The organism is Photobacterium sp. Ph5, assembly GCF_022129445.1.
Taxonomy (GTDB): Bacteria; Pseudomonadota; Gammaproteobacteria; order Enterobacterales; family Vibrionaceae; genus Photobacterium.
This window is the reverse complement of sequence record NZ_JADQAQ010000057.1, coordinates 1-22,618: the sequence shown is the minus strand read 5'-3', so window position 1 is coordinate 22,618 and position 22,618 is coordinate 1. Positions and strand designations below refer to the sequence as shown.

Annotated in this window: 15 protein-coding genes, 1 tRNA gene and 2 rRNA genes; 10 read left to right on the top strand and 8 right to left on the bottom strand. The window is 41.5% G+C overall.

Going from position 1 to position 22,618, the window contains the following annotated elements; genetic code table 11:
• The 3 genes from I3259_RS17340 to I3259_RS17330 all read left to right on the top strand — a co-directional run.
• Window positions 1-169, top strand: a 23S ribosomal RNA gene (locus I3259_RS17340); the annotation flags it as partial.
• A gap of 115 nt (window positions 170-284) precedes the next feature.
• Window positions 285-400, top strand: a 5S ribosomal RNA gene (gene rrf, locus I3259_RS17335).
• A gap of 65 nt (window positions 401-465) precedes the next feature.
• A tRNA-Asp gene (locus I3259_RS17330) sits at window positions 466-542 on the top strand.
• 403 nt (window positions 543-945) lie between these two features.
• Here the strand turns inward: I3259_RS17330 and I3259_RS17325 are convergent.
• Window positions 946-1,473 (bottom strand): glycine zipper 2TM domain-containing protein, encoded by a 528-nt coding sequence (locus I3259_RS17325; RefSeq protein ID WP_238030977.1) that lies wholly within the window; start codon window positions 1,471-1,473, stop codon window positions 946-948.
• A 280-nt stretch (window positions 1,474-1,753) separates the two neighbouring features.
• Here I3259_RS17325 and I3259_RS17320 point away from each other — a divergent pair, with 280 nt between their 5' ends.
• Window positions 1,754-2,989 (top strand): MFS transporter, encoded by a 1,236-nt coding sequence (locus I3259_RS17320; RefSeq protein ID WP_238030976.1) that lies wholly within the window; start codon window positions 1,754-1,756, stop codon window positions 2,987-2,989.
• A gap of 1 nt (window position 2,990) precedes the next feature.
• On the opposite strand, the gene I3259_RS17315 is transcribed toward I3259_RS17320, so the two are convergent.
• The 4 genes from I3259_RS17315 to gadC all read right to left on the bottom strand — a co-directional run bounded on the left by I3259_RS17315 (window position 2,991) and on the right by gadC (window position 7,650).
• Window positions 2,991-3,605: a trimeric intracellular cation channel family protein gene (locus I3259_RS17315; protein WP_238030975.1), complete on the bottom strand. Its 615-nt coding sequence runs from the start codon at window positions 3,603-3,605 to the stop codon at window positions 2,991-2,993.
• A 156-nt stretch (window positions 3,606-3,761) separates the two neighbouring features.
• Window positions 3,762-5,162, bottom strand: a complete 1,401-nt coding sequence (locus I3259_RS17310; RefSeq protein ID WP_238030974.1) for a glutamate decarboxylase — start codon at window positions 5,160-5,162, stop codon at window positions 3,762-3,764.
• A 15-nt stretch (window positions 5,163-5,177) separates the two neighbouring features.
• Window positions 5,178-6,122, bottom strand: a complete 945-nt coding sequence (gene glsA, locus I3259_RS17305) for a glutaminase A (RefSeq protein WP_238030973.1) — start codon at window positions 6,120-6,122, stop codon at window positions 5,178-5,180.
• Between the two features lie 10 nt (window positions 6,123-6,132).
• The gene (gene gadC, locus I3259_RS17300; RefSeq protein WP_238030972.1) at window positions 6,133-7,650 is read right to left on the bottom strand and encodes a putative glutamine/gamma-aminobutyrate antiporter GadC; all 1,518 of its coding nucleotides are present in this window, start codon (window positions 7,648-7,650) and stop codon (window positions 6,133-6,135) included.
• A 331-nt stretch (window positions 7,651-7,981) separates the two neighbouring features.
• Between gadC and I3259_RS17295 the strand changes: the two genes are divergently transcribed.
• Entirely contained in the window at window positions 7,982-8,308 is a 327-nt protein-coding gene (locus tag I3259_RS17295) for a hypothetical protein (protein ID WP_238030971.1), read from the top strand.
• 68 nt (window positions 8,309-8,376) lie between these two features.
• Here I3259_RS17295 and dapD read toward each other — a convergent pair whose 3' ends face one another.
• On the bottom strand, window positions 8,377-9,408 hold the full coding sequence (gene dapD, locus I3259_RS17290) for a 2,3,4,5-tetrahydropyridine-2,6-dicarboxylate N-succinyltransferase (protein ID WP_238030970.1): 1,032 nt from the start codon (window positions 9,406-9,408) through the stop codon (window positions 8,377-8,379).
• A 339-nt stretch (window positions 9,409-9,747) separates the two neighbouring features.
• Window positions 9,748-10,053, bottom strand: coding sequence for a YebG family protein (locus I3259_RS17285; protein ID WP_238030969.1), 306 nt, complete (start codon window positions 10,051-10,053; stop codon window positions 9,748-9,750).
• 82 nt (window positions 10,054-10,135) lie between these two features.
• On the opposite strand from I3259_RS17285, the gene I3259_RS17280 reads away from it, so the two are divergent.
• The gene (locus tag I3259_RS17280) at window positions 10,136-10,822 is read left to right on the top strand and encodes a DNA-3-methyladenine glycosylase I (RefSeq protein WP_238030968.1); all 687 of its coding nucleotides are present in this window, start codon (window positions 10,136-10,138) and stop codon (window positions 10,820-10,822) included.
• A gap of 8 nt (window positions 10,823-10,830) precedes the next feature.
• Here I3259_RS17280 and I3259_RS17275 read toward each other — a convergent pair whose 3' ends face one another.
• On the bottom strand, window positions 10,831-11,718 hold the full coding sequence (locus I3259_RS17275; protein WP_238030967.1) for a LysR substrate-binding domain-containing protein: 888 nt from the start codon (window positions 11,716-11,718) through the stop codon (window positions 10,831-10,833).
• Window positions 11,719-11,918: 200 nt separating this feature from the next.
• On the opposite strand from I3259_RS17275, the gene I3259_RS17270 reads away from it, so the two are divergent.
• The 4 genes from I3259_RS17270 to recD all read left to right on the top strand — a co-directional run bounded on the left by I3259_RS17270 (window position 11,919) and on the right by recD (window position 22,528).
• Window positions 11,919-12,911: a TDT family transporter gene (locus I3259_RS17270; protein ID WP_238030966.1), complete on the top strand. Its 993-nt coding sequence runs from the start codon at window positions 11,919-11,921 to the stop codon at window positions 12,909-12,911.
• A 201-nt stretch (window positions 12,912-13,112) separates the two neighbouring features.
• Window positions 13,113-16,574, top strand: a complete 3,462-nt coding sequence (gene recC, locus I3259_RS17265) for an exodeoxyribonuclease V subunit gamma (protein WP_238030965.1) — start codon at window positions 13,113-13,115, stop codon at window positions 16,572-16,574.
• Window positions 16,575-16,848: 274 nt separating this feature from the next.
• A complete protein-coding gene (gene recB, locus I3259_RS17260; RefSeq protein ID WP_238030964.1) occupies window positions 16,849-20,466 on the top strand; it encodes an exodeoxyribonuclease V subunit beta in 3,618 nt (1,205 codons plus the stop codon).
• The gene (gene recD, locus I3259_RS17255; protein WP_238030963.1) at window positions 20,459-22,528 is read left to right on the top strand and encodes an exodeoxyribonuclease V subunit alpha; all 2,070 of its coding nucleotides are present in this window, start codon (window positions 20,459-20,461) and stop codon (window positions 22,526-22,528) included. Before recB ends, recD begins: the two co-directional genes overlap by 8 nt.
• The last annotated feature ends 90 nt before the right edge of the window (window positions 22,529-22,618 follow it).

Sequence of the window (22,618 nt, the reverse complement as noted above, 5' to 3'; positions counted from 1 at the left end):
CGATAACCGCTGAAAGCATCTAAGCGGGAAGCGAGCCTCAAGATGAGTCATCCCTAGACCTTTAAGGTCTCTAAAGGGTTGTTGAAGACTACAACGTTGATAGGTCGGGTGTGTAAGTGCTGTGAGGCATTGAGCTAACCGATACTAATTGCCCGTGAGGCTTAACCATACAACACCCAAGGGGTTTTATACGGACTCCAAGTACACTTGAACGTGTAGAGAACACTAGTTAACTTTCCCAGATTGCTATTTATTGCCTAACGGCGATAAATAAACAGAATTTGCTTGGCGACCATAGCGTTATGGACCCACCTGATCCCATGCCGAACTCAGTAGTGAAACGTAATAGCGCCGATGGTAGTGTGGGGTCTCCCCATGTGAGAGTAGGACATCGCCAGGCTTCAAATTTAAGATACTTGTTCTGAACGACAGGTATCGGATAAAACGAAAGTTTTATCTCCGTGTGGAGCGGTAGTTCAGTTGGTTAGAATACCGGCCTGTCACGCCGGGGGTCGCGGGTTCGAGTCCCGTCCGCTCCGCCACTTATATTAAGCCCCAGTCGAAAGACTGGGGCTTTTTTACATTTGGAATAAATGAGTTAAATGTATTTGAGTGAGTTGGTAGTTCAGTTGGTTAGCCTCTTTATTGGAGAGCTTAGCGACCTGTCACGCCGGGGGGGGCGAGTCCCGCTTGAGCGCAAGCCCGGCCGTTCCGCCACTTATATTAAGCCCTAGTCGAAAGACTGGGGCTTTTTTTCGTTTGTAAGAAATGAAAATGATCGTGGAGGGAGTTCGTTTGGTTAAGATTTTAAATTGAGAAGCTTAGGTTCCTGCCGCGTCGGGGTACGCTAATGTTTGGAGTGGCAACTCCGTCCATTCGCTATTATTAAAGAAAAAGCCCCGCTATTACTAGCAGGGCTTAGAATAATCTTATTATGACTATAGATTAGATAACAACTTTACCGTTTTTAACTGCTAGCGTATCGCCACTTGGTTTGTTATCCATACGAATTGTGTCTTTGTCATCGCCTAGTTGGTAAGTTACATCATAGCCAATAGTTTGTTCTGTTTTACTATTTTCAGTATGACAACGTTTTTCCATTGTTGTCGTCGTATTGTTTGCCTGCATCTTACCTTGTACCGCATTACCAGCAACACCACCGGCAACAGCACCAGCGACTGTTGCTACTTTCTTACCATTACCACCACCGACTTGGTGTCCAAGTACACCGCCAGCAACAGCACCTGCGATAGTACCAATGATTTTATTTTCATCTTTAGGAGCTGCTTTGTGAGTAACAGCAACTTGTTCACAAACTTGGTGTGGTGTTGTTACTGTTTTAGTGACGGCTTTTACGGATAAAATTTTTGCTTCCGTTGGTTCGTTAGCGTGGGATTTTTCATTGCATCCTGTTAACGATAAACTTGAAATAGCAACCAGTGCACTTAAACCCATAATCATACTTTTTTTCATTATATCTCTCCTAAATTTGCTGAACTCTATTCTCCTGATTAGTTCCTGTTTAATGACAGAGCTTTGTAATTTAAATGTAAGCGGCTAGTAAAATAATGAATGTATGGGCTTTGTTGTATTTATTTTGCGGATGAGTTTGGGGGGTGATTGCTCTTTTTATTACGTGAACGCAAAGATAAAAAGAAAAATCTTAAATTGATTAACTAAATAGTATTCACTGAACATAGAGGAATAAAATAGTTCGGCTAATTATTGTTATTCTAGAGTCGAGCTTGTTGTCATGAGTAATTCAACAGATATGCCTTTAGCCGCTCAAGTAAAAGGTGTTATTAAAGAAAACTGGAACATCCTATTTCTCGCTATATTAATAGTCAGTATCGGTCAGCTTAGTTTAGGCTTAGTTTTTCCTTTGTTACCTTGGATCCATCTTGATTTTAAAATTAATCAAAATCTTGCGGAAGGACTGATTGTTAGTTATTTGATTGGATATGGTCCATCACAACTATTCTATGGGCCGTTATCTTATGTTTATGGCCGTCGTCCTGTATTATTGATAGGGTTGTTGATTTCTATTGTTGGCTTAGGGATCATCCTTTATTTTCACCATTATTTTTATATTTTGGTATTAGGACGTTTTATTCAAGGTATTGGCGGAGGGTGTGAATCGGTTATTGCTCGATCAATATTGCATGATAGCTATAAAAATAAATTCTTTTTATCAGCGATGACGGGGCTATCGATTATTTCAGCATTTACGCCAATATTCTCGCCGATTATGGGAGGATTAGTAAATCATCATTTTGGGTGGTTTGCTGTTTTTATCTGTTTGTTTATTTATACCTTACTAGGTTTTTTAATTTTATTATTTTATTTGCCCGAAACATTATCAGTACCTCGTTCATCAGTCTCATTGCGCTCCATATTCCATTATTACGGTATATTATTGACTGACCGTTATTTTATCTCTTACGCAATGATAGGCTGGGTAAATTGGGCATTAGTGATTTTTTCAGGATCATTAGCCCCGTTTGTTTTTGAATCGCAACTAAAGATAATATCAGAAAATTATGCGTATTGGTCAATCATTCCAGCTATTACTTTTTTACTTGCAAGTGGATGGTGCTTTATTTTGAGGAAATCATACGGCACACATCATATTGTTTTTATTGCACCGATTATTCAATTGAGTGTGGTGATGATGTTCTTATTTCTACCGATAACGTTATTGACGATAACAATAGGGTTTATTGGTATTGCTATTGCACAAGCGCTTATTTATCCCTGCTCTCAATCTTTATTATTAGTTCCTTATAGTAATCAATATGGAACGGTGAGTGCGTTATCTGGTGGGGGGCAAATGGTATTTTCTGCGATTTTTATCTTTATTACTTGGAGCATTGATTTAGACAACATTAAAGCACTAACGGCAATTATCTTTCTTACAGCTTTGCTAGGGTTTATTTTTGCATTACTGGGTAAGAAAAGTATGGCAAGTGCATCGTTAGAAGATAAATAAATTATTTGAGTAATAAAAAATCTGGAAATGTTTTTTTCTTAATAACGATATACATGCGTAAAGCAATAATAAATATAATGCTGCTTAAAGTCGCAATATCAGGATTAATGTGATGTTCTGTTTGTAGAATATATAAGTAACAGCCAATAATGACTGGACTGGCATAAAACTCGGTATTGTTAAACATTGTTGGTCTGTTGGTGAGTATATCGCGTAATACACCGCCAAATACAGCAGTGATCATCCCCATAGTGATCGCAACATAAGGGGCGTAATGTTGAGCTGTTAAGTCTTTTGTTACGAGTACTGAAAACATTGAAATACCAATGGCATCAAGAATAACAATAAGGCGTTCTGCTCTGATCTTGCGTAAATGCGGAGCGAGAAAGAATCCAACAAATGAGCTAATTAATGCTGTCCAAAAATAAGAGGGATCTCGGATCCAAAATACTTGGTTAGTTGAGAGAATAACATCCCGAACAGTACCACCACCGAGTGCGGTTACCCACCCGATAACCATGATACTAACGATATCTTTACCTTTATTCGATTCACTGATCACGGCACTTAATGCAAAGGCAATAATACAAATAATTTCAATGCAGTGAATAAACATGGGTGAACCTATATGATTCCATTAATGGAGTAAGTAATGGATCGTAGCATGAAAAAGAGAGGGGTTAAGGTAGTAAAAATGAGCTTAGTGTTTTTAAAAATAAAAGGCCAGAATCATCTGGCCTTAATAAGGTTATTGCTTAATTATCAATGCTGATTAACGACCGCTGTGATCAAAGTTTTTTACATCTTCAGCGGTACATTGTGCTGATGCATGAGTATTTAAAAAATCGATTGAACGTTTAAAGTCCGCAATCAATAGATTAGCTAAATCAATCGTTAGACCTTGTTTTACTAAGATACGTTGCACTACAAGATCTTGTGCATTAGCAGGTAAGCTGTAAGCAGGTACTAACCAACCACGAGTTCGTAGACGATCGGCTAAATCATATAAGCTAAATGATACGTCAGCATCATTTTTCAAACGCCATGAAATTGCGGGAATACCTTTTTTACGGTTACCATCAAAGATAAACTCGAAGAGATTAAATTTATTTAATTCTTTTACTAGGTATTCACAAACATCATAACTTGCATCATGAATACGTTTGTAGCCTTCGTAACCTAAACGTAGGAAGTTGTAGTATTGCGCAATGATTTGTCCTGCAGGGCGAGAGAAGTTCAATGCGAAGGTTGGCATATCACCACCTAAATAGTTCACATGGAATACTAAACCATCAGGTAAATCTTCTTTACTACGCCATACAACCCAACCACAACCTAATGGTGCTAAGCCAAATTTATGACCAGAAGTACTGATTGATTTAACACGCTCTAAACGGAAATCCCAAGGTTCAATTTCTGGTGCACAGAATGGTGCTAACATTGCACCACTTGCGCCATCTACGTGGATATCAATAGAGTTGCCAGTATCATGCTCGTAAGTGTCTAGTGCATCAGATAATGGTTTTACTGTTTCGTATAAACCCGTAAATGTTTGACCGAAAGTCGGTACCACCATAATAGTGTTAGCATCAACAAGTTCTAGCATGTCCTCTGGCGTCATACAGTAATGACCATCAGCCATTTTTGTTTCACGCATTTCAATGTCCCAGTAGCGGGCAAATTTTTCCCAACAAACTTGGACAGGGCCACAAACCATATTAGGTTTATCGGTTGGTTGACCTAGTGCGCGACGCTTTTCACGCCAGCGCCATAGAGCTGCCAAACCACCTAACATACAGGCTTCACTTGAACCTGTAGTTGAGGTACCAACAGTAGTAACTGATTCTGGTGAATGCCATAAGTCCGCTAGAATATGCACACAACGGCCTTCAATTTCAGCAGACTGAGGGTATTCATCTTTATCAATCATGTTTTTATCAATGGAAAGATCCATCAATTTATGCACTTCATCTTCTTCCCATGTTTGGCAGAAGGTGGCAAGGTTTTGACGTGCATTACCATCGAGGTAAAGCTCATCACGGATCATTTGGTAGATCACATTAGGTGCTTGTTCTTGCTGTGGTAGCTTGGTAGTTGCCGCAACGTTATTGATAGCGTCTGAGCCAAAGATTGGATCATTTTCGTTTTGACGTGTTACTTCATGAAGAGCCATAATTTTCTTCCTACCTTAGTGTTGCTTACTATTAAACAAGTTCCAGCCCATTGTTTGAGCGACATGTTTGATCATTAATTGTCCGCGTACGCTATTACCAAATTGGTCGATACGAGGTGAGAATGCAGCGAGTGCACCGATATTTGGAATGATGGTTAGTAAACCACCACCGACTCCACTTTTACCAGGTAAACCAACGTCATAAGCCCAGTCGCCCGATGTGTCGTAAAGTCCTTCCATCATCATTTCAGCTAAGATATGAGAGGCATTTTCAGGGCTAACAAGCTGTTGTCCTGAAATTGGGTTTTTACCGCCATTAGCATAAGTGGCACCTACTGTGGCCAATTCAACAGTATTGAATAGCGTCGAACACTGACGGGTGTAAACATCACACGCTTCAAGTGGATCAGAGTAGATACGATTTGATGATTCTAGTAACAAAGCAATTGCACGGTTATGGGCATTAGTGGTTTGCTCTGACTGGTTTACATCTTCTGATAGCTCAATCTCGGCAGCAGCAAGAGCCGATTGAAATGCTAGAATTTTCTGCCAGCGTTGTTCTTTATCATCAGCTTCAATTAGGCTTACTGTTGCCATTGCACCTGCATTTACAAGCGGTGTTAGTGGTTTACCGTTATGGAGTTCAAGTGCCATCACTGAATTAAACGGTAAGCCTGTTGGTTCAGCACCGACCTTATTGTGAATAGCATCAGCACCTGATTGTTCAAGCGCTAAGCCCAGTGTCATGATTTTTGAAATTGACTCAATGGCATATTTATAGTCAACATCTTGGATTTTGATGACTTCGCCTGTGACAGACACGAAAGCCAATCCACATAAATCTGATGGAACCGATGCTAGGAATGGTATGTAAGAAGCATTAGCGCCATCTTTGTTGCCTTTATGCAAATCAAACGCTTGTTGCATAACGGCAGCGACATCTTTTTTACAACACGACATATTCATCTCCTTATTGATTCAATGTGTGAGTAACTTTGTCTGATGGGTTAATTACACCTGGATGAACGTTTTCAATTTCCCAAGTGAATGGCGCAAAGTCTGTAACCGCTGGATCTTTCCAGTGAGGTTTGCGGGCTTTGTAGATAAATAGCGGAACAGATACAAAGATGATGGTTAGCACAACTAAGATACCTACGTATTCCTGAGGGCTACCGACAGAGATCTGACCGGGTGGAATGAATGAGAAGATGAAGGCAGTTAAAGAGCCAACAAAACCTACGCCACCAATAAACCACATACCACCATTACCACCAGGGATTTTGAATGCACGTGGACGGTTTGGTTGGCTATAACGTAAGTGAATAGCAGCAGCAAACATCAATAGGTACATCACAAGATATAAGATCACTGTAAGCTGACTTAAGATCTGATAAGCCGCTTGTACAGAAGGAAGTACCACAAATACGACTGATAGAGCGGTAACAAGTAGACCTTGCATCAACATGATATGTGATGCCATGCCGTGTTTGTTGGTGTATTGCCAAAAACGAGGTAAGTAACCGCCTTTTGCCACAACAAGTAAACCTGAAGAAGGACCTGCGACCCAACCAACAACACCTGCTAGTACGCCAAGAGCTAAACATGCTGCCATAACAGGTGCAGCCCAGCTAATACCTGCCCAAGCAAACATGTCATCGTAAGTAACCAGTAAGCTTTGAGTTAAGCTAATGTCTTTTTGAGGGATAACAAAGGCAATAGCTAATGTACCGAGTACGAATACACATACCGTACCAAGTGCAGCAATACCGATGGCGATAGGGTAGTTACGTGGCGCATCATCAACTTCTTTAACGTGAATAGCGTTCATTTCCATACCGGCATAGAACAAGAAGATACTAGCCGCAAGAACAACATTATTAAAGTTAGAGAAGTCAGGAATAAGCTTATCCCAACCTAATTGAATTTGTGGTGTATTACCGGCAAAGAAGTAAGAAAAACCTAATACGATTAAAACAATACCAGGAATAACCGTACCGATTAAACCACCCCATTTAGCGACTTTTGAAAATGCAGCGGTACCACGTAGAGCAATAAAAGTAGCTATCCAATAAATAGCGAGCACAATGGCAAGTACGAAGAATTTGTTTTCTGATAGTGCTTGGTCAAAAGTATGGTTAGGTCCCATAAAGGCAAGGGAAACAGAACCGAATGTGAGTGCTGTTGGGAACCAAACGGTCACCTCAATCCACAACATAAAAATAGCAACAAGCGCAAGTTTTGGACCAAAAGCTTCACCTACCCAGCGAAAAATCCCCCCCTTTTCCGACCAACCTGTTGCTAATTCTGCAGCAACCAGTGATACGGGAATAAGAAAAACAATCGCCGCAAAAATATAGTAAAAAATCGAACTTAAACCATATTCTGCTTCAGCCGGAAGACCACGTAAACTAACCACGGCAACAATGTTTAACATTGCCAAGGCAAATACGCCGATCCTCCCTTTATTTATCTTGTCTGTACTAGCCATAATAACCTACTTATATTTCAAACTTTAAACATATGTGGGTTAGGTGTCCTTGTAGGCGTATAACATTTTTAAAACGTTATATGGAGACAGGTGTTACCTAATAGTAAGAAAAGTAGCACCAAGTATTTGTTTTGAATATTCCCAAAATAAATACTTGAAGTTGCAAATATTAATGTTGTTATAGTGAATAAATAGTGTAAAGAAGGTTGGCTGCTGTTCTTTTTTCAATGAAAAATGAGCGGTAATAAGAAGTTATATAAATAAATCTACTTGATAGCGTTTATCGGGATATGAGATTCTAAGTTTAAGGACTTAATAGGTGGATAAAACAGTGAAATTCTTTTTTCAACGTAGTGAAACGGATTCAGAGATACGGATAGAATTAAAAACAGCCCCTTTTTATTTGTTATTAGCAATGATTGCTGGCTGGTTAGCGATTAGCTTTATTTTAAAATCAAATGAGGCAGGGTCGGTATTTTTACCGATACTTATTGGTTTTATCATGCTGCGATTTTTTGCCTTAATTAAAGCACAGAAAGAAGTATTAGGGGCAATGAAAGATCGTCGACTAACGACTCAAGGTAGTAAGTTTTCTTTTAATAATCCGTTTGTTTATATTATCCAAAAGAAAGTCGCTAATACTGAAATAGAAAAATAAGTGTTAACCCACTAAAAAATCGGCTCACTATTTTAGGTGAGCCGATTTTTATTTATCTACAATAAAAATTAGTTATTACTGTGTAATTCGCTGTTTAGCTCAATCGCAGTTTTGTTGGTTAAACATTCGATTTGACCTGTCATAGAGTTACGACGGAATAGTAGATCAGGTTTGCCAGCAAGATCGCGCGCTTTAACCACTTCTACAGGTTTACCGTTAGCATCAAGCATTTGTATTTTAGAGCCAGCAGTTACATATAGGCCTGATTCAATAGTACAACGATCGCCCATTGGGAAACCAAGACCAGCGTTGGCACCTAGTAGGCTGTTTTCACCGATAGAAACGACAACTTTACCGCCGCCAGATAATGTACCCATGATAGATGCACCACCACCGATATCAGAGCCATCACCCACAACAACACCTGCAGAGATACGGCCTTCAACCATGCTCACACCAGTTGTACCTGCGTTGAAGTTGATGAAACCTTCGTGCATCACTGTCGTACCTTCACCCACGTGTGCGCCAAGACGTACACGAGAAGTATCTGCAATACGTACACCTGTTGGTACCACGTAGTCCACCATTTTAGGAAATTTATCGACGCAATCGACTGTGATCGTTTCACCGTTTAAACGAGCTTCCATTTGACGATCAGCAAGCTCTGGAAGATCAATTGGACCTTTGTTTGTCCATGCGATGTTATGTAGTAAGCCGAAGATACCGTCAAGCACTACGCCATGAGGTTTAACTAAACGGTGAGAGATAAGTTGCAGCTTTAAGAAACCTTCAGCAACAGATGATGGAGCGATATCTGTTTTTAACATCACCATAACAAGTGGCTGAGAGGAGAGTGTTGCTTTTGCTGCAAACTGTGCACTTACTTCATCGTCAGCATCTTCAAATGCAGAAGCGATTGCTGCACATTGTTCTGGTGTTACTTCAATCGCTTGGTTACCGCCACGATAATCAACGATAGCTGCGATACTTTTTACTAGATCTTCTGATGGATGTAGCGTTGGGGTTGGGAAAAACGCTTCAATGATTTTTCCATCACGGTTTTTCGTGGCTGTACCTAGGGCAAGTGAAAAGCTAGACATGGTTACCTGTTCTCCATTACAAAAAATGTGATGTTAAATACACCTTACATTGAGGTGGAACATCAAGATAAGCCCGAGAGGTCATTTGCAACGAGCAGATAACTCCCGATTAATAAAACCATCATAAAGACACTTGGTAAGATATAGAAGAGCCGAAAGAAAAATCAGAGCAAAATGATGTTTTTTTAACGTATATATTGGTTTAAAGGGAGGGAATAGCCCTTAAAAATGGGACAAATTACTGGCTGATATTGGTTGTAGAATAGAGTTTTTATTGCTGAGTTATAAAAAAACCTCCGGTGAGGAGGCTTTCAACAGCGAACGGGATAATTTTAAAAATTATGCTGCGTCTTCTTGCTCTGGGGTATCTGCAACAACTTCAGGCTTTGCTACCTTCTTCTTTGTTGCTGGTTTTGCTTTTTTCGCGCCTAACGCAATTAATACTTCTTCACGCTTTTGCGCTAAGAACATTGATAGTTCTTCTTGCTTGGCTTCATCTTCGAAAAGCTCACTTTCGCTAAGTAAAGTAAACATCTCGTCAGCCATATCTAGCATTTTGTCGTATGCGTCGGCTTCGGATTTAGAGGTGAAAGTCATCTTTTCTTCTCCGTTGCGCTCAACTACATATTTGACGATAACAGCCATGGTCATCCTCTCCCGAAATTGATTTACTGGCTGTTTATACAGTAGCATACTAGCTTCGTCCAGTGCTAAGCGTGTTAATGTGATGACCAGAGAAAAATTTGACCAAATTTACATCAGAGCAGCAGAAAGAAAAGGGGGGGATATTGCATTAGAACAGCGATTATCACAGCCACTTAGTTGCAATGAATTGAAAGCGATCACTGATGATCGTTGGCTTGCGTGTTTAACTCAAAAAATTTTCCAGTGTGGTATTCGCTGGCAAGTTGTACGTAATAAATGGGCAGGTTTTGAAGAAGTGTTCTTTGGGTTTAATATCGAAAAAATGGGCTTAATGCCTGAAGAAATGTGGGAGCGTAAAGCGCAAGATCCTGAAATTATTCGTGATTTAAAAAAGGTAATGACGATTCCTGAAAACGCCAATATGATCCATCGAGCAGCAGTCGAGCATGGTTCATTTGCTAATATGGTTGCCGAATGGCCAGAGCAAGATATCGTAGGATTATGGCTGTACTTAAAGAAACACGGAAAACGTTTAGGCGGTAAAACAGGTGCTTATAGTTTGCGTGCGATGGGTAAAGACAGTTTCTTGTTTACTAAAGATGTAGAAAGTTACTTGCGTCATACGGGCATTGTTGATGGTGGGCGAGATACATTAAAATCATGGCGAAATGCGCAACATGCGTTTAATGATTGGCAGCAAGAATCAGGCCGCTCACTAACAGAGATCAGCCAGATTATTGCATATAGCGTCGGTGATAACCGAGTGTGATTACGATATCAATCAAACGTCCATTGCTGGCTAAATTGAATAAAGGATTCTAGCAATGGACTTTGATATTTTTCTTTATGGAAAATTAGCCAGTACTGGCGGCGCATATCTAATGGCATAGGTAATAAGACAATTCGCTCTTCTTCTACTGCATGTAATGCCGCACGTTGAGAAATACAAGTAATACCAAGACCCGCAGCCACACTATTGATGATTGCTTCTGTGGTGTTCAATTCAAAAGCGGGTGTCCAGTGTTCTAATCGAGGTGCAAGACGATTTAAGAAAAATTCTCGTGTGCCAGACCCTGATTCACGTAATACCCATTCTGAATCTTCTAAATCAGCAAGACGAAGCTCTTTTATTTGGGTTAATGGATGCTCAGGGTGACAAGCGACAACCATTTGATCTTCAAGCCATGGCTGAACAATAAGATCAGGATGCTGAACTTTCCCTTCGACAAAACCTACATCTAGTTCAAACTCACTGAGTTTTTGGCATACTAATGCAGTGTTAGAAATAAATAGCTTTTGATGATGATGCTGGGTTGCTGAACGAAAATCTCGGATTAAAAAAGGTGTTAGCTGATTACCCACAGTATCACTTGAGCCAATTTTTAACTCTCCAGCAATGCTGTCTTCTTGATCAAATAACTTTTCAATAGTGTTAGATCTTGCCAATAATTCATCGGCTAATGGTAATAATCTTTTACCTTGTTCATTAATTAATAACCGGTTGTTATTACGGTCAAATAATTTGTGATCAAGTTGCTTTTCAAGCTCTGATAGCGCCATGCTGACAGCCGGTTTAGAGAGAAATAATTTTTCAGCTGCTGCGGTAATGGTGCGTTCTTGTGCAACAGTAACAAAGACTTTTAGTTGTTTTAGTGCAATGTTCATGACTGTCCTTTGTTGAAAACTCATTGTGTGTATATCGTCATTTAGATCCAATGACTGTAAAATTTTTCCGCTCAATTCTTGTTAAGTTTAACTTAACATGCAGTTAAATATATTCAGATATTATAAAACAATCAATATAGATATACTTATCTCATCAAAAATAATTCGCTAATCGCTATTAAATAAAGGCGGAGAGAAACATGATCAACAGAACGAAAAGAAAAGTAGCAGGGGCACCAACCCCAATGGCAGGTTTAGCACTCGGTATTGGTAGTGTTTTATGGTGCTGGGAAAATGGTGCGACACTTCATGGTTATGCACAAATGACAGGTGCAGTTATTGCGGCATTGATGCTACTCGTTTTAGTTGCAAAATTTATATGGCATCCAAAATTATTATGGGGTGATTTATCTCACCATGTTGTTGGTAGTGTTGTACCAACATTTGCGATGGCAATGATGGTGGTATCAAAAGCGGTTGGCGTTTATGTCTCTGCGCCATTAGGTGCTTATATTTGGTTATTTGCTGTTGCGTTACATGTTATTTTCTTAGCATTATTCATGTATCACCGCGCATGTGATTTCCATCTTCATCATATGGTACCAAGTTGGTTTGTACCGCCGATCGGTATTATTGTTGCAGATGTGTCATTCCCTAGTGTTCCTGCGTTACATCCATTAGCGAATGTATTACTTATTTTTGGGATGCTAGCGTATGCAGTCATGTTACCTATGATGATTTATCGCTTTATGTTTCGTGATGAAGTGCCAGATGCTGCAAAACCGACTATTGCAATTATGGCTGCGCCAGCAAGCCTATCACTAGCGGGTTATTTAACAGTAACAGCAAATCCATCACCTGTTATTGTGGCATTACTTGGTGGTATTGCAGTATTAATGACAGCGGTTATTTATTTAGCTTTCTTCCGCCTACTTCGCTTAGATTTTAGCCCAGGTTACGCAGCTTTTACGTTCCCAATGGCAATTGGTTCAACAGCGTTATTTAAAACTGCTGCATGGATGAAAAACTACGGCTTTGATGCTCACTATGTGGCACAAGTACATGGTTTAGCAACATTCGAGCTTTATGTGGCAAGTATTATTATTGGCTATGTAGCAATTCGTTATTTAGCATTTTATCGTCCATTCGGACTTCTTAAAAATAACAGTGAACACTGTCCACAAAATGTCTGATAGCGATGGTAATGCAGACAAATGAGTTAAGGTTGTTTGTCTGCATTATTACCGATGTTTTGTGTGTTGCCCGATCGAATGATCGGGCTTTTTTGTTTTAGGCTTAAGACGATATTGTTAATATTTCTGCCTGTACGTATTTACAGTATTCAATTCATGGTAGACAATTTAGTTATTCATCACCTGCTGTGAGATACCTTAGTGTTTACCGTCTACCATTCCAATCAACTCGACTTGCTTAAATCTTTGCTGGTGGAGCTTATTAAGCTACAGCCATTAGCTAATCCATTTGAAAAAGAACAGATCTTGGTACAAAGCCCAGGAATGTCGCAATGGTTAAAAATGGAACTAGCTAAATCGTTAGGGGTAGCTGCCAATATTGATTTTCCACTCCCCGCAACCTTTATTTGGAAGATGTTTACACAGGTACTTGCTGATGTACCAGAGCGCAGTGCATTTAACAAAGAAGCGATGACGTGGAAGTTAATGCAAGTGTTGCCAGCGCAATTTGACCAACCAGAGTTTGAAGCACTACAGCGTTATTTAGATGGTGATGATGACAATCTAAAGTGCTATCAATTAGCTGAAAAAATTGCCGATATTTTTGACCAATATTTGGTGTATCGCCCTGAGTGGATCCAACAGTGGGAAGCGGGGGAAACGGTCGCTGAATTGGAAGATGAACATCCTTGGCAGCCTATTTTATGGCAAGCACTGTACGATCAAACCTTAGCACTAGGGCAATCGCCTTATCATCGTGCCAACTTGTATGAACATTTTATTGAAACACTACAAAACTACAGCGCATCACAAGGTAAAGAAGCATTAGTTGCAGCAGGTTTACCGCAGCGTTTGTTTGTGTTTGGTATCTCATCATTACCCCCACGTTATTTAGATGCGCTTGCCGCGATTGGTGAGCATATTGACGTGCATTTAATGTTTACCAACCCTTGTCGTTATTACTGGGGAGATATTCGCGATCGTAAACACCTTGCACGACTAGCTGCCAGTAAACGGGTCAAACTTCATAATATCGAAGAGCAACAAGATATTGATGCCACGATTGAAGTACTAAAAGACAACGATGAAAGCCACTATGATGATGAAATGCAAAACGGCATGGTGGGCAATAGCTTATTAGCCTCTATGGGGAAGCTTGGCCGAGATAACATGTATTTGTTATCAGAGATGCAAGTTAACGAAGTGGACGCTGGTTTTGTTGATATTGAGTCTGATAACTTATTGCATGCTATTCAAGCTGATATTTTAAACTTGGTGGATCGCCAAGATGATACCTTGCTTGAATCTAGCGAGCATAAATTCCCCATTGCTGCAGATGATAACTCACTCTCTATTCATGCATGCCATAGCCCAATGCGTGAAGTGGAAGTGCTGCATGACAAACTTTTAGCCATGTTTGAGGCTAATCCTGATCTTAAGCCGCGCGACATTATTGTGATGGTGGCAGATATCAATGCTTACAGCCCTGCGATCCAAGCGGTATTTGGTAATGCGCCGGGTAACCGCTACATCCCATTCTCCATTTCTGACCGAACTGCAGAGCAAGAAAATCCAATCTTGCTGGCTTTTTTACGTCTGCTAACCCTACCTGATAGCCGCTGTCACGCGTCAGAATTGTTAGAGCTATTAGAAGTGCCTGCGGTAATGAATAAGTTTGGTTTTGATAGCCAAAGCTTTGAGAAAGTAAAACAGTGGATAGAAGAAGCAGGCGTGCGTTGGGGCTTAGATCAGCATACATCAAGTCAATTTGATCTTCCTGAGCAGATGCAAAATACCTGGCTGTTTGGTATTCAGCGGATGTTACTTGGTTATGCCATGCCGCATGATACGGGCTTGTTTGAAGGCATTTCTGCTTACGATCAAGTACAGGGTATTGATGCAGAATTAGCGGGTCAGTTGGCAGGTTTTATTGATTGCTTAATTAGTTATCGTGAAGTGTTAGCGGAGCCGCACACAGTCGCTGGTTGGTCAGACATATTAAATCAACTATTGGATGATTTCTTTGCTGTTGAGCTTGAAGGCGAATTAGTTCTGAAATCGATTCGCGATAACTTACACCGCTTGCACGAACAACTTGATGATGCTGGTTATCAAGGTGAAATTACACCTGCAGTGCTAACTCAATACTTGCGCGATAAGTTATCGGGTGAGCGAGTCAGCCAACGTTTCCTTGCTGGACAAGTGAATTTCTGTACCTTGATGCCAATGCGTTCGATCCCCTTTGATGTGGTGTGTTTGCTTGGCATGAATGATGGTGCTTACCCTCGAAATATTGCCCCTGAAGGGTTTGATTTAATGAATGGTCGCACTAAAGCGGGTGATCGTTCTCGTCGTGATGATGACCGTTATCTTTTCCTTGAAGCATTATTATCAGCGCAAGAAACCTTATATATCAGCTATGTGGGTCGTTCAATTCAAGACAACGCAGAAAAAATTGCTTCTGTGCTAGTCAGTGAGCTGGTGGAATATTGTCAGCAAGGTTATTGCTTAGAGGGGGATGAGTCTCTCCCTGTCGATCAATCAGCAGAAAACATTAAACAAAAATTGATTGAGCATCATCCCTTAGTGCCATTTAGTCCAAGTGCATTTACTGGAGAGAGTGGCAGTTATGCCATTGAATGGCTACCCGCTGCTGCTCGTGAAGGACAAGCGAGCCAACCTTTCCAATTAGGTGAACTCCCTCCAGAGCCGATTGCGGATGATCAACAACAAGTATTAGAGCTTGCAGAGTTGCAGCGTTTTTGGCGTTTACCTGTACGTTATTTCTTTAACCGCCGTTTGAAAGTTTACTTCGAGCCACCTATGGGCTTATTAGAAGATGATGAACCGTTTGTGCTTAATCATCTTGAAAGTTATCACGTTAAAGACGAGCTATTAGCATTATTACTTGATGCTCAAATGACCAATAAAGATCCGGATCAAATCTTTAGTCATTTCGCCCAAGAGCAAAAAGCAGCGGGCAAGTTACCTGTTGCTGCATTTGGTGATATTGATTTAGATGCCAGCCGTTTAGCGGTACGTGAGTTAGTGAACCAGATTGAGCCATTAATTCATGCTCCATTAGATGATCAAGAAGTGGCAATTACACTAACGATAAATGGTCATGCCGTACTACTTCAAGGTTGGCTGAAACAGCGCTATCAATCAGGTTTAATGCGTTTTCGTAGTGGTAAAGTGCGCGCCGTTGATTTACTAGCGGCATGGTGCGATCACCTGTGTTTAGCGATTAGCCAGCCAGAACTGAATCAGAAAACACATATTATTGGTACCGATAAGCACCTTGTCATTGATGCGATCGAAGCGAGTAAAGCACAAGGTTATTTACAAGAGCTTATCGAATTGTATTACCAAGGCTTAAATCAACCTTTAGCGTATTTTCCTAAAACAGCACTCGTAGGTATTCAAGCGTGTGTTGATAGGCAAGGTAATTGGAAAGACGATGAACAAACAATTGAGAAAGCCTACAGCAAAATGGCAGATTGTTTTAACGATGGTTACTTTTTTGCTGGTGAAGGTGCGGATGAATACATCAATCGGGTATGGACACATTGGAATGATGAACTTGCACAGAATAGCTATGTGTTGGCACTGAAAGTACTACAGGCTGCGGTATTAAATAGTGAAGAAGTAAAGCCGGAATAAGGGAGTAGTGTGGCCGCCAGCAAATCATTATTAGTTGTAGGGTGTTTGCTGTACGGCCACCGGTCCAGAGGTGACCAAGTTTCTGGCGCTGATACTAACCAACCGCTGCAATACAAACCGTGAGTAAGTTCTCACAATATTAGAATATAAAAAGATTTGATCGCGCAATATTCGCTTATAAGTGTTTGATCACATTAGTGATGTGAGCAAGATCACCTTGAAGCTTAAGGGATCATTGAAGCGATCGAGTTTACGATATGGGACAAGTAAAATCATGACGGTACAAACGCAAACCAATATTTTGCAGCCAATGGACTTTCCATTGCATGGTACACGTTTAATCGAAGCCTCTGCTGGTACGGGCAAAACATTTACTATTGCCAGTTTATACCTGCGTCTATTACTTGGTCATGGTAAGGCAGAAACGTGTCATGCCGTTGAATTAACCGTTGATCAAATTCTGGTGGTGACTTTTACAGAAGCGGCAACGGCAGAGCTTCGCGATCGTATTCGTGGGCGTATTCATGATGCGCGCTTAGTGTTTAGTCGTGGTGTGAGTGGCGATCCCGTTATAGCCCCGTTACTGCAAGAGTATCCCGATCATAAAGCGGCAGCCAATATTTTACTGCAAGCTGAACGTCAAATGGATGAAGCGGCTATTTATACCATCCATGGTTTTTGTCAGCGAATGTTGACTCAAAACGCGTTTGAATCTGGCTGTCGTTTCAACAATGAATTTGTCACCGATGAAAGCCAATTGAAGAACTTGGTGGTAGCGGATTACTGGCGTAGTCATTTCTATCAGTTACCACGAGCGCTTGCTTGCCAGATCCGTGATTTATGGTCATCGCCGCATGCGCTATTAAAAGATATTGGCAATAGCTTAACAGGTGCCCCCGTTAAACTTTCTGTAGCGGCTATGACGGCAAGTTTAGAGCAGTTACATCAGCAAAATATTGAACGCATTAATGAATTTAAAGCATTATGGAAACAGCACTTCGCTGATTTAGAAGTGTTAATTGCGAATTCTGATGTAAATAAGCGTAGCTATACCAAAAAGAGCCTACCAACGTGGCTCGCTCAAGTGAATGAATGGGCAAATCAACCGACTGATAATTATGATTTACCGGATAAATTAGAGAAGTTTCACCAACAGGAATTGATCACTAAAACCCCGAAAGGTGAAGCACCACAGCATGCGGTATTTGTCGCGGTTGCTGATTTACTTGATAACCCAGCGACATTACGTGATCCCTTGTTAGCGCACGCGATTGAACATTGTCGTATTTTACTGGCGCAGGCAAAAGCCCATAAAGGGTGGTTATCGTTTGATGATCTCTTAACGCAGTTAGGCGCTGCGATCGACAACGATCAAGATGATCTACTGGCAAGTAAGATCCGCAGCCAATATCCAGTTGCGATGATCGATGAATTCCAAGATACCGACCCATTACAGTACGGTATTTTTAGCGCCGTTTATAAAGATCATCCTGAGTGTGGTCTGTTCATGATCGGTGATCCGAAGCAGGCGATTTATGCTTTCCGCGGCGCTGATATTTTTACCTATATTCAAGCTCGCCGACAAGTACAAGATCATTACACACTCGGCACAAATTGGCGTTCGACAGCCGATATGATTGCGTCAGTGAACCGTGTCTTTGATACCCCCAATAGCCCGTTTATTTATGATCAAGATATTACCTTTGATCCTGTTGGTCATAGTCCCAAAGCACCAGAACGTAGCTGGTGGTTAAACGGCGAACAGCAACACGCGCTCACGTTCTGGTTGCAAGATAGCCTCGATGGTAAGCCTATTACCAAAGGCGATTATGAATCGACGATGGCAACGGCGACAGCGGCACAAATTCAGCATATTTTAGAGCAGTCACAACAAGGACAAGGCTACTTTTTAGATAAAGAAACTCAACACCCAGTGCAAGCGGGTGATATTGCGGTGTTAGTACGTACAGGGCGAGAAGGTAAGTTGGTGCGTGAAGCACTGGCAAAACAAGGGATTGCCAGTGTGTATTTATCTAATCGTGATAGCGTTTTTTCCACTGCAGAAGCGGCTGATGTACAGCGATTATTACAAGCGGTGCTAACTCCTGATGACGATCGCGCATTGCGTGCTGCGTTGGCGTCAGGGTTGTTTTCTTTAACCGCAATAGAGCTCGATACGCTTAATAATGATGAGAATGAGTGGGAAATTGCAGTAAATAGCTTTAAGCAATACCGTCAACAATGGCTCAAGCGTGGTGTGATGCCAATGCTACGAAGCGTGATGGCGAAAAACAATATTGCTGAGCGTTTATTGGTGGAAGAAGGCGGTGAGCGTCGTTTAACTGATTTACTTCACATTGGTGAATTACTGCAAGAAGCGAGTCAAACCTTAGACAGTGATTATGCGCTATTACGTTGGCTGGCTGAAAATGTAGCTGAGCCAAACGGTAATTCTGATGAGCAAATTCTGCGTTTAGAATCCGAACGTAATTTGGTGCAGATTGTTACCATCCACAAATCCAAAGGGTTGGAATACGATTTAGTCTTTATGCCGTTTGTTTGTAGTTATCGCGAAGTCGATAGTAAAGGCGAAGTGAAGTATCACGATGAAGACGATAACGTGACGATTTTAGATATCACCAAGCATGAAGACTCGGTTGTTAAAGCAGATAAAGAGCGTTTAGCTGAAGACTTACGTTTGATTTACGTTGCCCTGACCCGTGCGGTGTACGGTTGTTTTGTGGGTATGGCGCCGGTTCGAAATGGTCGTAGTACCAAAGAGCCAACAGGACTGCATAAATCAGCCATGGGTTATTTAATTCAAAATGGCGAAGAGTGTGGTGTGGCTGCGTTAGAGCTTGCACTGGCGAAGTTATCTGAAACTCAACCAACGATTACCATAGCAGAGCCACCTGTGCTCCCTGAAGATAAATGGGAAGCACTGGATGAGCAAAGCCAAGCATTAACCCGTCGTGAGTTTGAACGTCAGATTGAACGTAACTGGTGGATGACCAGTTATTCCAACTTGGTAAAACAAGGGCACCAAGCACACCATGACAGCAGCTTAGATTTGCCAGGCTTTGATATTGATTCAGTCCAAACCGATGCGCTTCAAAATGATGGTTCAGAAAGCCCTGATGCTGAGATTGAGTTAGAGCCAGAATACTCCATTTATACTTTCCCTCGTGGTGCGCGTCCGGGAACGTTTTTGCATACCGTGTTTGAAGAGATTGAATTTACCCGTCCTGTTGATAGCCCAGAAACAGTCGCCAAATTAACCGAGTTGCTTGAGCTGGAGCATTATGAATTGGCGTGGCTACCTGTATTGCAGCAGCTAATTCAAGATGTGCTCAATTGTGCTCTTGATGGTGAGCTATTGTTGCTGGCAGAAAAAACGCCACAACAACGCTTAACGGAAATGGAATTTTTACTGCCGATTGAAATGCTGCAATCACCATTACTGAACAAAGTGATCGCGAAACATGATTCCATTTCCGCCAAAGCAGGTGAATTAGGGTTTAGCTCGGTTAGTGGGATGCTAAAAGGCTTTATTGACTTGGTGTTTGAGCATCAAGGTAAATACTACGTACTTGACTGGAAATCGAATTATCTGGGTGATGATCCTCAAGTCTATCGTGGCGAACAGTTAGTGGAAGCGATGCGTGATCACCGCTACGACTTGCAGTACCAAATTTATGCCTTAGCGCTGCAACGTTTCTTACGTAGTCGTATTCCTAATTATGATTACGACACCCATTTCGGTGGCGTGTATTACTTGTTCTTACGTGGTATTCAGGCGGGTAGCGACAGTGGTATTTTCCATGCAAAACCATCGCAAGCACTATTAGATGAATTGGATTTATTAATTGATGGAGCATTACCTCATGCTTAAACGACTACAAGCGTTAACTAAACAAGGTGTGTTACGTCAGCTTGATTACCAGTTCGCCAAATTCGTTGCTTATCATAGCCCTGCTGAACAAGCCGATTTAGCGGCACTAGTGGCAGCAATTGCTAGTAACGAGCTAGGTAAAGGACATGTGTGTGTGATGTTAGATAAGATCACACCACAACGATTATTGGGTTTGCCTTCTCGTGTGGCTATTGAGCTTTTAGATGGTATGCCTGAGCCATCGTCATGGGCGGAGTTACTCACCAAATTCACTGTTGTTTCGACAGTAAAAGGCGGCAATGTTGAAGCTACACCTTTAGTGATTGAGCATGGCCGTTTGTACTTAAGCCGTTACTGGCAATTTGAACAAACGGTTGCCGCTAAGATTTTATCGATGGCAAAAAATGCAGGTAATCAACAGCTGATATTTAATCCAGAGCAGCTAAGCGAGATGCATCAAGCGTTAGATAGTTTGTTCCCTGTCTCTTATGGTTATCTGTTTGAAGCGTTGTCCAACGTTGACACGCCGCAAGCTCGTCAAACGCTAGTCTGTGACATGCTTGATATTGTTAAACCTGAATCGCTTGATTGGGCGAGTATTGATGCTGTTTTAAGTGCGGCAAAACAACAAACCGATTTAGCGCAGCTTGATGGTTTGATCCCATTAGATGTTTGTTTGAACTGGCAGAAAGTGGCTGCAGCCGTGGCGTTAACCCGTCAATTTGCGGTGATTTCTGGTGGCCCAGGTACAGGTAAAACTACCACGGTCGCAAAACTGCTAGCGGCACTGGTGATGCAAGCCGGTGATGAGCATATCCCTAATATCATGCTGGTCGCACCAACAGGTAAAGCGGCGGCACGACTGACTGAATCGATTAGCTCGGCGGTTAAATCGTTGCCTATCGAAAAGTCGGTAAAAGAGCGTATTCCAACTCAATCGAGCACGATTCACCGTCTATTAGGTGCGATTCCGGGGCGTGTTGGCTTTCGTCATCATAAAGAAAATCCACTGCACCTTGATGTGCTGGTGGTCGATGAAGCTTCAATGGTCGATTTACCTATGATGGCGCGTTTATTAGATGCAATGCCAGCTGGCGCCAAACTGATTTTATTAGGTGATAGGGATCAGCTGGCATCAGTTGAAGCAGGTGCTGTGTTAGGTGATATCTGCTCGTTTGCAAACCAAGGTTATAGTGGCTCACAAGGTCAGGTATTAAGCCAATTAACAGGCTATGACTTACATAGCACTTCGTTAGATTTAAGCTTAGTCGCTGATTGTTTGTGTATGCTACAAAAGAGTTATCGCTTCCATTCCCAATCTGGTATTGGTCAGTTAGCGAAAGCGATCAATAGTGGCCGTCCTGCGCTGGAGGATAAAGTATGGCAGCAAGGCTTTAAAGATATCCATCACTATGCGTTATCAACTGAAAGTTATCAGTCGATGATCAATCAGGTGACGACCTTCTATTTTGATTATTTAGATGCGATTGCCGAGCAACGTGAGCCCAAAGTGGTATTAGATGCGTTTGCCAACGTGCGTTTACTGTGTGCATTACGTGAAGGTGATTTTGGTGTCGCTGGCTTAAATTACCGAATTGAAAAAGAGTTAACGCATCGCGGTAAGATCAATCCGGGGGATGACACTTGGTATCAAGGTCGTCCGATTATGATCACTCGAAATGATCACGCAGTCGGTTTGTATAACGGTGATATTGGTATCACCATGTTAGAGCCTGAAACGGAAACGATTGACGGTGTACGCCGTTTAAAAGTCTATTTTGAAATGCCCGACGGCACGATCCGTGGCTTCTTACCAAGCCGTATTCCTGAGCATGAAGTGGTGTTTGCTATGACGATTCACAAATCGCAAGGTTCGGAATTTGCCGATACTGTGATGGTGTTACCACATGACTTTACGCCAATTTTAACTCGAGAGCTGATTTACACCGGTATTACCCGTGCAAAAGCAAGACTGTATTTGTATGCGCAACCGGATGTGATTCGTCGAAGTGTTCAAGTGAGAACGGAGCGAGCAAGCGGTTTATCTGAATTGCTAGTGTAAACCTGTATCTATCAATAAAAACGCCAGCATTTGTGCTTAATGCATGTGAATTAAGATAATTCACGTTTTCTTGAAGGCCTAGTCGCATAG